Raw genomic sequence first — 14,412 nt, forward strand, 5'->3', positions numbered from 1 at the left:
CCAAAACAGGCCGAAAACGGAAATACATTGTAAACCATTTGGCACATACATCGTGCTACTTGATATACGTTATTACTACTATCATGCAGAACGACCCAGAATTAAACGGCAAATACCTAGGCACCATCACCACAGATTTTGTGCAGGTGTCAGATACCTTGAAAGAAGCCTCTTACCAGATTAGAAAGCGCGACATCTCCAAGTACCCTATTTTTGTGTTCTCCAGAGAAGTGACTAAGATTGGCGGTTTGTTGATTGAAGCTTCTGAGCGCAACCTGCAATGGAACGTGAATGCCTCTTTCTTGGAGGACTTCGTGAACCGCCAATTGGTAGCCGCTGACAAGATTGAGGAATTCCAGCAAGCCTACCGCGATGCAGATGAATATTGCTGTCTGTTTGTGGTGGACCGTGAGTTCATGAACTTCGTGTTTGTGCCGTATCCAGAGGATTAAGGCTTATCATAAGCTCAATTAATTCAAGATGATTAAGACTATTCAGGTTCTAATTGCTATTTCATTTTTAGCATTTCCTTCATTTGCCCAATCCATACAGCAAATGAAAGGTATTCCTCAACTAGAATGGCAACTAGAGAAGCGCTACTCAGAATATAAAGGTCAAGATTATCTACAATATTCATTTTCAAAGGCAAATCTAAAAGAAGAAAAAAACATTAGAGGTGTTCTTGATTTTTGTACTTGCAAAGAGGTTAATGATTCGATAATCGTACGACTAGTTACAAGACAAATGGAAGGAGGAATAGCTATTATCCTTAAGATACACCAGAATAGTTTTAATTCTTACATTGAGCATTACTCCGACATAATGGAATTTGAAGGAGACAAATATTCGGTAGAGTATCCAACAGAATCTCAAAGTTTACAGTTAGATAGAACAATCGTCAATGGCCAAGAAGCTCTTGTTGGAATTTTAGAAATCAAATCTGTTCCAATGAGTACGATTGAAGGAAAGGCTGTTAGTTATAAAGGTCAATTCCAATGTATAGTAGCTAAGAAATAACGTAGGCGGATTGACTTATCCATATCGTTTATCCCTCGTTTGCTTCAATAAAACAAGAAGGGCGAATCTTAACAGATTCGCCCTTCTTGTTTTTAGCGCATATACAATTTAAAGTTGGTCCCAGTAATCTTTAATTACTGGAATGCCACTGGAAGTTTTTGTCATGGAAACGTCTGCGTACACACCATTTCCAAAACCACATTCCATGTCACTTCCTGCCTGCTTCATACTTACTTGAGAATCAGTGAAAGTAAAAGTGACTGAACACTTTGGCTCGCCTTCTTCCTGATAAGAATAGACTATCTTTCCTTCTTGATAAGTCAAAGTATCTACAAAAGAACCAGAGTTATAGCTTGGATAACCCACCGTAAGGAAGAAGCTTATTGCTGCGGTATTCTTATCTAACAGTTTTACCTGCAGCTCTCCATGTGGTCCTTTTTCTCCGCCCTCTAATTCTTTAGCCTTTAACACATAGGAGCCTGTGGGATTAATTGTATCATTAGATGAGCAAGCCCAAAGGCAGCTCAGTAGCAGGAAAGCATTCAATGACTTTCTCATTTTATTGAAGTGTTAAATAAGTTATCACGCCCATAAACAAGAGAAACGAAGCCACGCCGCCCCATCTAATTCCCCAGCCCAGCGCCTTCATATTCTCACTAGCGGCTCGCTTTTGCAACAGCTTACCTAGCACATACGCACTCACCACCAAAGCAATAAGCACCCAGGAAGAGTTAATCAACTGAAACAGCAATGTGGCCAAGCCCAGCAAAATGACTGTGCCTACCAAGCCTAAGAGTTGAAAAAGCAGTTTCACTGATTAAGCAAAATGATTCCAGCCTTGGGCTTTGATGGCGTGGGCGTTTCCGCTTGGCGTAACCAAGTTCACTCCTTCAGAAGCGTCTGTGATTTTCCCGATGATGGTGATGTCTGGATTATTTTTGAGTTTGTCGTAGTCAGAGAGTTTGGCTGTGAAGAGCAGTTCATAATCCTCACCACCGTTCATAATACAGGTTACTGGGTCAATTTTGAATTCCTCGGCGGTGTCCAAGGTCTGCTGGTCTACGGGCAGTTTGTCCTGGAAAACGGCCGCTCCTACCCTGCTCTGCGAACAGATGTGCAACAGCTCAGAACCCAATCCATCTGAGATATCAATCATAGACGTAGGATGCACGCCCAGTTCCTTCAGCTCATGAATCACGTCCATGCGTGCCTCAGGGCGGAGTTGACGGCCCACCACATAGTCTTTGCCTTCCAGTTCTGGTTGGGTTTCTGGGTCGGCTAAGAAGGCTTGTTTCTCGCGCTCCAATAGTTGAAGTCCTAAGTATGCGCCACCTAAGTCGCCGGTCACGCAGATAAGGTCATTCACCTGGGCGGTACTGCGCAGGACGGCTTTGCCTTTTTCTACTTCGCCCAGAGCAGTTACGCTAATAACCAAGCCAGAGCGCGAGGAGGTGGTATCGCCGCCAACCAGGTCTACTTTGTAGTTTTCGCAGGCTAGGCGCATGCCTTCATACAATTCTTCCATGGCCTCTACCGTGTAGCGCGCGCTAATGGCCAGGCTTACCACAATCTGGGTAGGGATGGCGTTCATGGCGGCGATGTCAGAGACGTTCACGGCCACGGCTTTGTAACCCAGATGCTTGAGCGGGCAGAAGGTCAAGTCAAAGTGCACGTTCTCAATGAGCATGTCCGTGGAGATAACAATCTGCTTCTGGCCGGGCTCAATGATGGCGGCATCATCGCCAATGCCTAGGACGGTGGATGGATTTTGCAACTCCACGTGCTCTTGCAATCTTCTAATGAGGCCAAACTCGCCGAGGCTATCTAAGGAGGTATATTCAGACATAGTGTGTATTTTCTAGGTATTTATACGATTCGCGCCCACTCGCCAAATCTGGCTTTGAGGCGTTTTTGGGCTATTTTCTGGAAACCAGCCCGAAAACGCAAAGATAGCTTTTTTGTTGGGGCTTGCCATTTCACAGGTAAAGGCTGTATATTAAACTTTTATTTGCTAACGAGCGTTAGCTTTTATAGATTTGATGCTCAACACCACCAATACTATGTCGCGTAAAGAACAAATAGACCAAGTTGCCACCTCGCTTTTCAGGAGCAGAGGTTTTGCCGCCACCACCATGCGTGACCTGGCGTTGGAACTGGGCATTGAGGCCGGTAGTTTGTATTCGCACATCAAGTCCAAAGAAGATATCCTGCAACGCGTGTGCTTTAGAATGGCAGATGCGTTTGTAGCGGCTTTTGAGCAGGTACAGAACCAGGCAGTGCCGGCCTCTGAGAAATTACAACTGGCTGTGGCGGCCCACGTGCGGGTCCTGACCCAAAACCCAGAGGCGGCGGGAGTGTTCTTGAATGAATGGAAACACCTGAGTGAGCCCACCTTGAGCAAGTTCAGCCAGATGCGTCACCGGTATGAAGAAGGCTTCCGGGAGATTGTGAGAGAGGGCATCGCCAATGGCGAGTTCAGGGTCACCGATGAGAAATTTGTGGTACTGACTTTGCTCTCTAGCTTGAACTGGCTCCACACCTGGTACAAACCAGAAGGAAAAATGAACCCCGACCAGATAGCCGATTACCTGTCTAATCTGCTTTTGAACGGATTACTGAACACAGAATTACACGCGCAAAACGCATAAGGCATTACTCTTAATTATAAAGTTATGTACGGAGGAGGAAACGTTTTTGAGGCCACCAAGTTTGATGACCTTCAGCAGGAAGACCCGGTGTTGTTGGCTGAGTTTGAGGCCCGCATAGCCCGTGGTGAGAAAATTGAGCCCAATGACTGGATGCCCCAATTATACCGCAAGCAATTGGTGCGTATGATTGAACAGCACGCCCACTCTGAGATTATTGGCGCCTTGCCAGAAGGCACCTGGATTACCCGTGCCCCGGGCTTCCGGCGTAAGCTGGCCCAGATGGCCAAGGTGCAGGATGAAGTAGGCCACGCCCAGTTGCTGTACAGCGCCGCCGAAACCCTTGGCAAGACCCGTGAGCAAATGCTAACCGACCTCATCAACGGTAAAAGCAAATATTCCAACGTATTCAACTACCCAGCCTTTACCTGGGCAGACTCTAATATCATTTCCTGGCTCATTGACGCCGGCGCCATTGTGAACCAGATGGCCAACGCCAAAGGAAGCTACGGACCGTATTGCCGCGCCCTGGACAGAATCTGCGCCGAGGAAGCCTTCCACTTGAAGTACGGTCATGACGCCGTAGTACACATGGCTACAGGCTCGCCAGTACAGCGCCAGATGATTCAGGAAGCCTTGAACCGTTGGTGGCCGCCTATTATGACGTTCTTCGGGCCGAGTGACAAGATGAGCACGCACACCGAGACCTTGATGCGCTGGAAAGTGAAGATGGCCTCTAATGATGCTTGTCGTCAGCAATTCCTGGACATGTACGTGCCTAAGATTTGGGAACTGGGCTTAACCGTTCCGGATGCCAAATTGCGTAAAAACGAAGAAGGCGTTTGGGAATACACAGAGCCAGATTGGGACGAATTCAAACGCGTCATCAATGGGGACGGCCCTTGCAACGCAGAGCGCCTGGCCGTACGCCGTACCGCCGAAGAGCGTGGTGCCTGGGTAAGACGCGCGCTGTTATCACCGAAGGCTTCTTACGTGAGACCTCTGGCATAGCCACTTAGTTAAGAGTTAAAAGTTAAGAGTTGGAATCCGTTTCCACCCTTGATTTCACCTTAGGTAAAACTTCGTTTTTGGCCTATTTCTGAGAAATCAGGCCAAAAACAGACCTTAAAACCTAATCAACTTCTAACTCTTAACTCATAACTTTTAACTCATCAAAATGTCCATAGAATCTTTAGACCCCCGCGTAACGCGCCTTCACATTGAGGCCGAGGCTGAACAAGAGCAGAAACCACAATTGGACCAGCTGGAAACCTATGAGGTTTTCCATCAGCAGAAAGAAGGCAAAGCCTTTACCTACGCTGGTCCGGTGCACGGTGCCAATGAAGAGATTGCCTTCTTGTTCGGGAAAGAGCAGTACAGCCGTAGAGCGGCCTGCACGGGCATGTGGATTGTGAAAACTCAGCGCGTGTTTGTAACGCCGTACGTAGATGACAACACGTCTTTCTATGACACCTTAAAGGAACTGACCGTTACGCCAGAAGACGCCGAGCAGACGTATGAACTCTTCCATTTGAAGAAGCGTGGCAAAGCGCACGTGCACGCCGGCACCGTGACCGCCCGTTCTTATGAGCATGCACTGCAAATAGCCAAAGAGACCTTGAATACGCCACCTGTGGTAAACGTATGGGTAGTAGCCAGCCAGGACGTATTGCGCGAAGAGCAAGAGAAAGACATCTGGCTGACCACGCCAGAGAAGAAGTACCGCGAGGCCACCGCTTACCGCGTGCAAGACAAGATAGACCGTTTCAAAGCCGAAAGACAAGCCCAATAAGCCATGCAGGACCTAGCCATCAAAGACCTTTTATACAAGCTAGCCGATGACCAGTTGATTCTGGGACACCGCAATTCTGAGTGGACCGGCATGGGGCCCATGCTGGAAGAAGACATCGCGTTCTCCTCCATGGCCCAGGACAAACTAGGCCACAGCCTAGCATTCTACACCCTATTGCATGAACTGGGTGAAGGCGAACCTGACACCGTGGCCTTCATGCGCAACGCCGACCAATTCCACAACTGCCAGCTCACCGAACTACCCATCGGCGAATATGACTTCAGCTTGATTAGACACTTCTTGTTTGACAATGCAGAGTCTTTGCGCTTTGAGTCCTTGAGCCAGTCCAGCCATGAGGGCATTGCCAGAATTGCCACCAAATTGAAAGGCGAAGTAAAATACCACGTGTTACACGGCAATACCATGGTCAAGCAGCTAGGCTCCGCTACTGAGGAAAGCATCACGCGCATGCAAGAGGCCTTAGACTATGCTTTGCCGTTTGCCCTAGGCATCTTTGAACCGTCCAAGTACGAGCAGGAACTGATTGACGCAGGCATTTACGTGGGTGAAGCCGCTATCCAAAAGGAATGGGAAAACCGAATTTCGGCTGTTTTGGCGAAAACAAGCCTAAAACTACCTGACTTTTCTACCATTACGCCGGTCTACGGTGGCCGTTACGGACAGCACACAGAGCACTTACAACCGCTTCTAGATGAAATGGCCGAAGTCTTCAAGCTGGACCCAACCGCTGAGTGGTAAACTTAATTGTTGGTTGCTGATTGTTGATTGTTAAAACAGTTTGCTTCATGAAATATTGAGAAGTCGTTTTTGGCCTACTTTTGTGAAAACAAGCCAAAAACGACTTTTTCATGTTTAGTGAAGTATGCTTACTAAATTCAATAAACTGTTGTAGCACATTAATAAAATGAATTGGTTCAAGCCAAAAAAAGAGAAGAAACTATTCTCAAAAAAGATTGCTGTTTATCTGAGCACCGAATACAAGAAGATACTTGTTGCTCCTTTCTTTGTTGATGAATCGTGGCTTTATTATGAGCAAGAGGAGGTCGAGGTTTTGAATTTTGACGTTCCTGATGAGCTAATAGGTGAATCTATAAAGCGAAATTTGCAAAAATTTGCTGAAAAAAATCAAGACCTGACAAAACGAAATTTAACCGATTGGCCAGCCTTTAAAGCGAGTAAACTCAAAACGGTAAAAGAATTTGAAAAGAAGTACTCAAGAATCTCTATAAGTGGATTAAATGAAGCAAACATCTCTCTTTCGATGGATGCTGAAACAAAATCAGAGCATGAGATTAATTTAAGAACGACCTTGTCGGCATATGCTGATAACAAACTACTTGGCATTCGATTGAAAAAAATATATCAAGCTCAGATTGACAAGAAAATAGAATAAATCCGAACAACTTCAGCTAAAAGTCAGTCTTCGACAGACTCACTTGCCGTTAAGTCAAACTGATTTCTTAAATGCATCATTTTACTGCATTCGTTGTTATCATTTCGTACTGATAATCAAGAACAACAATCAACAATTAACAACCAGCAATTCATATGACCGTTGAGCAAATCCGTGAGTTTTTAGAGGAGGTGAAAGACCCAGAGATTCCTGTGTTGTCCTTGAACGACCTAGGCGTGATTACTGGGATTGAGCTTAACCCAGACGGTTTTGTAACGGTACGCATGACTCCTACGTTTGCAGGGTGTCCGGCCATGGACTACATGCGGGCAGAAGTAGAGCAGTCCTTGCGAAAGCATGGCATTGAGGCATTTGAAGTGGTGATGAGTTTTGACGAGCCCTGGAATTCCAACAATCTCTCAGAGAAAGGACGGCAGGCGTTGAAAGACTTCGGGTTGGCACCGCCGCAGCCGTACCAGGGAATTCTGGATTTGGAGATTCTGGAATACGCCACCTGCCCCAATTGCCAAAGCGAAAACACCGAGATGCGCACACCATTTGGCCCTACTCTTTGCCGGTCTATGCATTACTGTAATGATTGCCGACAGATGTTTGAGCAGTTTAAGCCCTTGTAACCCCCAACTATGAAAAAATACTTACACCTGTGTGCCTTCGGTTTGTTGCTAGGTGCCGCCAGTTGTTCTAAGGATGCTGGCAAAAGTGGCCCCTTGGCCCGTCCTATCTCAGATGAGGACCTAAGAACGCAGTTGATTACCTTGTCAGACACGCTTACTGGTAAATGGGAAGTGATGTACACCAGCGACAGCACCAAAATAGCGGAGATGGAAGAAATGCTGGCAGCCCTTCCGCCGGCCGTGCTCCCTGCCCAACAACGCGCCGATTTACAGAAAGCCATCAACCGCCTGCCAACGTTGCGCTATGACCGCAAGACCATGCGTAGCTCAGACATGATTGATGCCTATGATTTAGCGCATGATTCTGTCTACAAGGCAATTTTTGCGTTTCTCCCAGAGACCGGCTCTACCGGAATTCCAAGGGTTGATTCTCTTAAAAACCAGATACAGGCCCACCACAATGAAGTGGTTATGTACCGTAGCCGCTATGATGTGACGGCCAAGGAAATGAACACATTGATTAGGAGGTACCGCAAGCGTTTACCACGTTTGGGCAAGCCGTATGACACACTGCAACCAGCACCTTTGTTCCAATGGGTGGACAACAGCAAGCCTAAAGAGGAAGTAGCAGAAGAAGAGTAGAAAGAAAAAATCACTCCTTCATCCACTTTGAAAAGAGTAGGATAACGATTTGATAGTTCTGTTTTTGTTCCCCACTTTTTGTCATCTTGGAAAGATCTTGTGGGCAAGCGGTAGAGGCGTTAACTTAAGTGCTTATCTAGTTTGCTACCAGGCTCCTTTCATGATCACATACATGGAAGAAGGGGAGGAAATTATCAAGTGTAAATCATCCCCCTACCCCCTTCAAAGGGGACAGATAAATCCTTAATTATAAACGAAGCGGCCTCCCAAATTAGGAGGCCGCTTCGTTTATGGGCTATTTTCTGAAAATCAGGCTAAAAATGCTTATCCCAGTTTTTTCATTTCGTCTTTCACGAAGTCTACCAACGTCTGAATGTACTCACTAGAAAAGTCAAACCGGATGCCAGCGGCGGCGTAGATTTCGCCAATGGTGGCAGTATATCCTAAACTGAGGGCTTTTTTGTAACCTTCCAGCGCGGCGGCAGGTTCTTCTTTGTAGCGCTTCCAGACGGCAATGGCACCTAGCTGGGCCATGGCGTACTCAATGTAGTAGAACGGCACCTCATAGAGGTGCAACTGCTTCTGCCAGATGTACGGCTTCAAATGCTCCAAACCAGACCAGTCTACTTCATGCAGGTTAAACTGCTCAAAAATGCGCACCCAGTTGTCATGGCGCTCTTCTACAGTATGGTCAGGGTTCTCGTAAATCCAGTGCTGGAACTTGTCAATGGTAGCCACCCACGGAAAGGTCTCCAACACGCCTTCTAAATGCTGACGCTTGGCACGCACCAAATCCTCCTGGTTAGGGAAGAAGATATCCCAGTGGTCCAGCGTAATCAACTCCATGGACATAGACGCCAGCTCCGCTACCTCAGAAGGTGGGTGCTTGGCACTGTTCAAAGGCAAATCACGGGTCAGGAAAGAATGCACCGCGTGTCCGCCTTCGTGTAACAAGGTGACCACATCGCGCAGCGACGAGGTAGCGTTCATGAAGATGAACGGTACGCCAATCTCATCTAGCGGGTAGTTGTAGCCGCCCGGTGCTTTGCCTTTGCGTGATTCCAAGTCCAAATGGCCCATTTCGCGCATGGTCACCAAGCAATCACCTAAGAAGGTATCTAAGCGGTAGAAACAGTCAATGGTTTTCTCCAGCAATTCCTCGCCGGTTTTGAATGGCTCTAAAGGAGGCAATAGGCTCGGGTCCACGTCCATGTCCCAAGGGCGCAAAGTGTCCAGCTTCAACTTCTCTTTGTGCTCTTTGTCAATCAGGCGCGTGACCGGAACTACCTGCTCTTGAATAGCTTTATGGAACGCGTAAGTGTCTTCAGGACGATAGTCAAATCGGCCGAGGGCCGCGAACATATAATCTCTGAAATTGTCAAAGCCCGCGTTCTTAGCCACTTGGTTGCGCAAGCCCACCAGTTCGGTGAAAAGGTCATCCAGCTTGTCTTTGTCTTGCAGACGGCGTTCCTGAATGGCTTTGTAGGCTTCCTCACGTACGGCACGGTCAGTTTGCTTAAGGCGGTCAGAGGCGCGTTGCAGGGTCATTTCCTCGCCGTCAAGCGTCACCATCATGGCGCCGGCAATGGCACCGTACTGCTGTGACTTGGTGCTGATTTCGGTCTGTAATGGAATATTCTCCTCCCTGAACAGCTCAATGGCCCGACGCACGCCCCGCAGGTAGATGAAGTACTGCTTCTGGTCCAGCTGGTCTGCATACGGAGACGCCACCAACTTGCGGTTGAAGGCATCATCATACGGTGAGGCCTTGGGCTCAATCTCCGTCACGAAGAACTGAAACGCCTCGGTGAGGGCCTCATCTTGGGTATTGCAGGTCATCTTGATGTAGCGCCACGCCAGGTTCTCTGACAGCACGCTTTCCAGCTCACTGCGGTCCGAAATCCACTTTTCCAGCTCGGCCAGAGAGTTGACGGGACGGTTCTTCAGCTCTTCAAAGATAGGTTCCAGTGAAGCCCAATCAGAAACCTCAAACTCTGCCGGCATGCAAACGCGGGGCTTACGTTTTGGCAAAGCGAGCGTTTTGGGGGTATTTTCCATAAAACAGGTCAAAAACGATTATCCTATCTCAATCACCACGTCTGAGGTGAGCGGATGGCCTACACAGTTTAGTACATACCCTTGGGCAATCTCAGAATCAGAGAGGCCTTCGCGCTCATCTAAATGCACGCGTCCGGTTAGGCATTTGCCACGGCAGGCGGTACACAGACCAGCCTGGCAAGAATACGGTAAATCAATATCATCCCGCAGACCGGCTTCCAAGATGGTCTCGTTCGGTTCTACTTCTACTTTATACTCTTTGCCTTCATAGATGATGGTCACCGTCTGGGTCACAATCTCATCTGTCTCATTGGCGCCGGTCACGTTCTTGTCTTCTGGCGTGGTTGGGGCCACAAAGCTTTCTTTGAACACGCGGTCTGCCGGCACTTTCATGAACTGAAGGGCGTCACGCACCTCGTTCATCATGCCTTCTGGCCCGCACATGTAGAAGCTTTCGTCTGAATAACCCGGGGCTTTGCACTTGTCCATCAGCTTGATGACCATCATGCGGTCCAGTAGGCCAATGTTCTCTTCTTGTTGCTCAGTGGCGTCTTTCAAGGACTCATTGTACACGTAGACCACTTTAAGGCGCTCAGGATTCTCGGCCTCCAGACGGTCAAACTCGCTCTTGAAGATAACCGAGTTCTCATTGCGGTTTCCGTAAATCAAGGTCACTCGGCTCTGAGGCTCGTCTTTCAAGATGGTTCTGGTCATGGACATGAGAGGCGTGATGCCGCTACCACCGCCAAACAGGTAGATGTGGCGCTTCTTGGAGGCATCGGCTTTCAGGTTGAAGTTCCCAAGCGGGGCCATCACTTCAATCTCCTGCCCTACCTTTACGTTGTCCAGGATGTAATTAGACATGAGGCCGCCTTCTACGCGCTTGATGGTCACCGACAATCTTGGGTCGTCTGGGGTGCTGCACAGTGAATACGACCGTCTTATCTTGGAGCCATTTACGGGTATGATCAAGGTCAGAAACTGACCAGGGATGAACGAAATGCTGTTTCTTTCTGGGTGCTCAAAATGAAGGGTAACAGCATCTGCGGTTTCTTGGGTGATTTCCGCCACCTTCATGTGGTAGTGAGTATTGCTCATAGTTCTAAGAATGGAAAACAAACGCTTACGTTTGCTAAACTGGTTTACAGCCCGAAAGTTACGATATTTCAGCATCCTGCCCGAACGCTCGCGCAAAAATCTGAGGCAAACTATATTTGCGGGAAATCAGGCAATTTTTACACAAGACAGTAGCACGAATGAGCTGGCAAGACTAAGTTTACATTTCATACGTGTCCTTAATATGGCACGGTTTGCAAGCACAATGAAAAACCCTTCTCTGTTAATACAAGCGTTGCAGTCCCGCGTGGGCACGTTTGCGCCCATCATGGACCATGACCTAAGCGCCCCAGATGTGACGCCGTTAGATTTCACCTCATCTAACCAATTGCTCCTTTCTTCTAATCTACGGGACACGGCAGAGTTTGAACAACTGGTCCAGCAGATGCTACAGGAGAAAAACGCCACCGTGGGCGTAGGCGGCTATTTTGAGAACCGCGACATTTACCGGCGCAGTGAACATTTCTCCGGAGAGGAAGAATCCAGGAACATTCACCTGGGCGTGGACATCTGGGCGCCGGTGCACATTCCGCTGTATGCCACCGTGGCTGGCAAAGTGCACAGCTTCCAGGACAACAATAATTTCGGGGATTACGGGCCCACCATCATTCTGGAGCATGAATTGGAGGGCCATACCTTTTATACCTTGTACGGTCATCTAAGTCGAGGCAGTTTACAAGGCAAAGTGGTAGGCCAGGAAGTGAAAGCGGGTGAGCAGGTGGCTACCATGGGTCCGTACCCGGAGAACGGAGATTGGCCGCCGCACGTGCATTTTCAGTTGATGACAGATATGTTGGGCAAGTCAGGTGATTTCCCCGGAGTATGCGCCCCTTCAGAAGTGGCCTATTACCGGAACATCTGCCTTAACCCTAACCTGCTCCTGAACTCAAAACATTTACAGTAACCCATTTTCAACCTAAATTACTGGAAGGGCATCTGACTCTCCTACTGCATATACTATGTTTGATATTGACAGATTAGTACTCAGCATTCAAGACTTCGCCGTGCTGTACGGCATCAAGTTACTGATTGCCATTTTCATCTTAATCATTGGGCTTTGGCTTATTGGGCGCATCACCACCTTTGCGTACAATGTCATGAAGCAACGGAACGTAGACCCGTCACTGCGTCCCTTCCTCCGGAACGTCCTTAGAATTGCCTTGTTGGTGATGCTCTTCATGGTAGTGGTGGCACAGGTGGGTTTGGAGATTACGTCCTTTGTGGCAGTCTTAGGCTCTGCAGGTTTGGCGGTGGGTCTAGCTTTGCAGGGAAGCTTGTCTAATTTTGCCGGTGGCGTTTTGCTTTTGACCGTGAAGCCTTTTAGGGTAGGCGATTTCATTGAAGCCCAGGGCCAAAAAGGCCGGGTGTGCATCATCAACATCTTCAATACCGTCATCCTCACCGAAGACAACAAAACCGTCTTCCTGCCAAACGGCCCCTTAGCCTCTGCGGTGATTGTGAACTATGACGTAGAGAAAAACCGCCGGCTGGAGATTCAATTGGTAGTGGATTCTGCGGTTCCTCTATCCAAAGTAAAAACCGTCCTGCAACGCGTGATTGACTCAGAACCATTGGTGCTGGCAGAACCCGCTCCAAACGTTGGAGTGGAGAAACTGTCGGCCCAAACCGTCACCTTATTTGTGCATGCGTGGGTTTTAGGCGAACGCGGGCGGTCACGCTCTAACGTGTACGACACTCTCACAGAGCAAATCAAAGAAGCTTTTGCACAAGAAGAAATTCCATTGAAATAAGCGCGACTCGTTTTTGGCCAGTTTTCAAGAAAACAGGCCAAAAACGAAGTTCTTTTAAACAAAGAAGCCTGTTCATGTGAGCAGGCTTCTTTGTTTAAAATATCAGTCAAACTTGATGGCTTTTACCGGATGGATTCTGGCTATCATGAGCGTTGGCAATAAGATAGACAGCATAGTTAATAAGAAGGTGATGCCATTGATTCCTACCCAGATGCGCCAGTCCCAGTAGATGGGAACGGTATCCATGTAATAGTTTTCGGGGTCTAGCGGAATGACATGGAAATAGTCTTGGATGAGGCAAAATGCCAAGGCCAGCAGGTTTCCGCCAATCAAACCGGAGATAGTGAGCTTGAGTCCCCGGTGCAGGAAGATGCCCCGTATCTGGCCATTGGTGGCGCCCATAGCTTTTAAGGCGCCTATCATGTTGGTGCGCTCCAGAATCATGATGAACAGCGTAGAGACCATGTTGAACGTGGCCACAAAAATGATGAGCACCAAAAAGATAATGACGTTACGCTTGAGCAGTTCCAGCCAGTCAAACAACTGGGCATAAGTGTCCGTGATTTTCTCCAGTTGCAGGTCGTAGTTCATCTTGTCAAAGACCTGACTAGCCACGGTGTCAATCTGCGTAAAATCGGTCAGCAGTATTTCATATCCGCCTACCAGAGAGTCTGGCCATTGGTTCAGTTCGCGTATTTGCCGAAGGTCTCCAATCACGTAGACGTTGTCAAACTCCTCCAGACCGGTTTTAAAGATGCCTTTCACTTCTAGCTTCCGCACCCGCGGTGGGTTCTGGATGAAGTAGAATAACAGTCGGTCTCCTACCTTCAGCCGGAGTTTGTCGGCCATGATTTGGCTCATCATCACGTGCTCAGAAGCTGCCGTGTCATTGAACTCCATCACCGAGCCAGACACCAGGTTCTGTTTCATGCTCCGGAAGTCATAGGTAGAGTCCACGCCTTTTAAAACCACCCCTAGCACCTCGTCCTCGGTCTTGATGATGGCCGTTTTGCGCGCGAAGGGCTGCAGTTTTTCTACCCCGGGTATGTTCTTATAATCCTCCAAGCCCGTACTAGTCCCCATGGGGTAGCCCTCAAACGAGTTATTGGTGTCAAATTTGCTTACTTGCAGGTGACCGCCAAAGCTGAAGATTTTGGCCTGAATCTCGTGCCGGAAGCCCTGCAGGATGGCAAATGAAACAATCATGATGGCAATGCCCAGCCCTACGCTGAACTTTGCTATTTTTGTGACAGACGCGGTAAAAGAGTCAGAACGGGCTCCGGACAAACGACCGGCTATGTAGCGGGAGAGATTCACTGTTTCTAATTTGAGCTTAAAGATA

General features: G+C 48.1%; 17 protein-coding genes. 11 read left to right on the forward strand and 6 right to left on the reverse strand.

Going from position 1 to position 14,412, the window contains the following annotated elements; translation table 11 throughout:
* The first annotated feature begins 83 nt into the window (after window positions 1-83).
* Both ABD880_RS06730 and ABD880_RS06735 read left to right on the forward strand, forming a co-directional pair.
* A complete protein-coding gene (locus ABD880_RS06730; protein ID WP_345164128.1) occupies window positions 84-452 on the forward strand; it encodes a hypothetical protein in 369 nt (122 codons plus the stop codon).
* Between the two features lie 28 nt (window positions 453-480).
* Entirely contained in the window at window positions 481-1,017 is a 537-nt protein-coding gene (locus ABD880_RS06735) for a hypothetical protein (RefSeq protein WP_345163923.1), read from the forward strand.
* 108 nt (window positions 1,018-1,125) lie between these two features.
* Here ABD880_RS06735 and ABD880_RS06740 read toward each other — a convergent pair whose 3' ends face one another.
* Genes ABD880_RS06740 through thiL form a run of 3 tightly spaced genes read right to left on the reverse strand, consistent with a single transcriptional unit; the run spans window position 1,126 to window position 2,863 of the window.
* On the reverse strand, window positions 1,126-1,575 hold the full coding sequence (locus ABD880_RS06740; protein WP_345163925.1) for a hypothetical protein: 450 nt from the start codon (window positions 1,573-1,575) through the stop codon (window positions 1,126-1,128).
* Window position 1,576: 1 nt separating this feature from the next.
* A complete protein-coding gene (locus ABD880_RS06745; protein WP_345163926.1) occupies window positions 1,577-1,831 on the reverse strand; it encodes a hypothetical protein in 255 nt (84 codons plus the stop codon).
* 3 nt (window positions 1,832-1,834) lie between these two features.
* Window positions 1,835-2,863, reverse strand: a complete 1,029-nt coding sequence (thiL, locus tag ABD880_RS06750) for a thiamine-phosphate kinase (RefSeq protein ID WP_345163928.1) — start codon at window positions 2,861-2,863, stop codon at window positions 1,835-1,837.
* Window positions 2,864-3,077: 214 nt separating this feature from the next.
* On the opposite strand from thiL, the gene ABD880_RS06755 reads away from it, so the two are divergent.
* From ABD880_RS06755 to ABD880_RS06785, 7 genes are all read left to right on the forward strand, one after another.
* The gene (locus tag ABD880_RS06755; protein WP_066512378.1) at window positions 3,078-3,665 is read left to right on the forward strand and encodes a TetR/AcrR family transcriptional regulator; all 588 of its coding nucleotides are present in this window, start codon (window positions 3,078-3,080) and stop codon (window positions 3,663-3,665) included.
* A gap of 24 nt (window positions 3,666-3,689) precedes the next feature.
* Window positions 3,690-4,673 (forward strand): 1,2-phenylacetyl-CoA epoxidase subunit PaaA, encoded by a 984-nt coding sequence (gene paaA / locus ABD880_RS06760; protein WP_066504541.1) that lies wholly within the window; start codon window positions 3,690-3,692, stop codon window positions 4,671-4,673.
* A gap of 166 nt (window positions 4,674-4,839) precedes the next feature.
* Window positions 4,840-5,454, forward strand: coding sequence for a phenylacetic acid degradation b (locus ABD880_RS06765; RefSeq protein ID WP_345163933.1), 615 nt, complete (start codon window positions 4,840-4,842; stop codon window positions 5,452-5,454).
* Between the two features lie 3 nt (window positions 5,455-5,457).
* On the forward strand, window positions 5,458-6,213 hold the full coding sequence (gene paaC / locus ABD880_RS06770; protein WP_345163935.1) for a 1,2-phenylacetyl-CoA epoxidase subunit PaaC: 756 nt from the start codon (window positions 5,458-5,460) through the stop codon (window positions 6,211-6,213).
* Between the two features lie 166 nt (window positions 6,214-6,379).
* A complete protein-coding gene (locus ABD880_RS06775; RefSeq protein ID WP_345163937.1) occupies window positions 6,380-6,868 on the forward strand; it encodes a hypothetical protein in 489 nt (162 codons plus the stop codon).
* A gap of 155 nt (window positions 6,869-7,023) precedes the next feature.
* Complete coding sequence (paaD, locus tag ABD880_RS06780; RefSeq protein ID WP_345163939.1) at window positions 7,024-7,503, forward strand: 1,2-phenylacetyl-CoA epoxidase subunit PaaD; 480 nt, start codon at window positions 7,024-7,026, stop codon at window positions 7,501-7,503.
* Between the two features lie 9 nt (window positions 7,504-7,512).
* Window positions 7,513-8,145, forward strand: a complete 633-nt coding sequence (locus ABD880_RS06785; RefSeq protein WP_345163941.1) for a hypothetical protein — start codon at window positions 7,513-7,515, stop codon at window positions 8,143-8,145.
* Window positions 8,146-8,469: 324 nt separating this feature from the next.
* Here the strand turns inward: ABD880_RS06785 and ABD880_RS06790 are convergent, their stop codons facing one another.
* Together ABD880_RS06790 and ABD880_RS06795 are read right to left on the reverse strand one after the other, a co-directional pair.
* Window positions 8,470-10,203 carry a M3 family oligoendopeptidase gene (locus ABD880_RS06790; RefSeq protein ID WP_345163943.1) on the reverse strand — a complete coding sequence of 578 codons (1,734 nt, stop codon included), beginning with the start codon at window positions 10,201-10,203 and terminating at the stop codon, window positions 8,470-8,472.
* An 18-nt stretch (window positions 10,204-10,221) separates the two neighbouring features.
* On the reverse strand, window positions 10,222-11,301 hold the full coding sequence (locus ABD880_RS06795) for an FAD-binding oxidoreductase (protein ID WP_345163944.1): 1,080 nt from the start codon (window positions 11,299-11,301) through the stop codon (window positions 10,222-10,224).
* 223 nt (window positions 11,302-11,524) lie between these two features.
* Here ABD880_RS06795 and ABD880_RS06800 point away from each other — a divergent pair, with 223 nt between their 5' ends.
* The gene (locus ABD880_RS06800; RefSeq protein WP_345163946.1) at window positions 11,525-12,223 is read left to right on the forward strand and encodes a peptidoglycan DD-metalloendopeptidase family protein; all 699 of its coding nucleotides are present in this window, start codon (window positions 11,525-11,527) and stop codon (window positions 12,221-12,223) included.
* A 55-nt stretch (window positions 12,224-12,278) separates the two neighbouring features.
* Window positions 12,279-13,070: a mechanosensitive ion channel family protein gene (locus tag ABD880_RS06805; protein WP_345163948.1), complete on the forward strand. Its 792-nt coding sequence runs from the start codon at window positions 12,279-12,281 to the stop codon at window positions 13,068-13,070.
* Between the two features lie 102 nt (window positions 13,071-13,172).
* Here ABD880_RS06805 and ABD880_RS06810 read toward each other — a convergent pair whose 3' ends face one another.
* Entirely contained in the window at window positions 13,173-14,387 is a 1,215-nt protein-coding gene (locus tag ABD880_RS06810) for an ABC transporter permease (protein WP_345163950.1), read from the reverse strand.
* Window positions 14,388-14,412 lie beyond the last annotated feature (25 nt).

Origin of the sequence: Nibribacter koreensis, assembly GCF_039541795.1 — a bacterium.
Classification (GTDB): domain Bacteria; phylum Bacteroidota; class Bacteroidia; order Cytophagales; family Hymenobacteraceae; genus Nibribacter; species Nibribacter koreensis.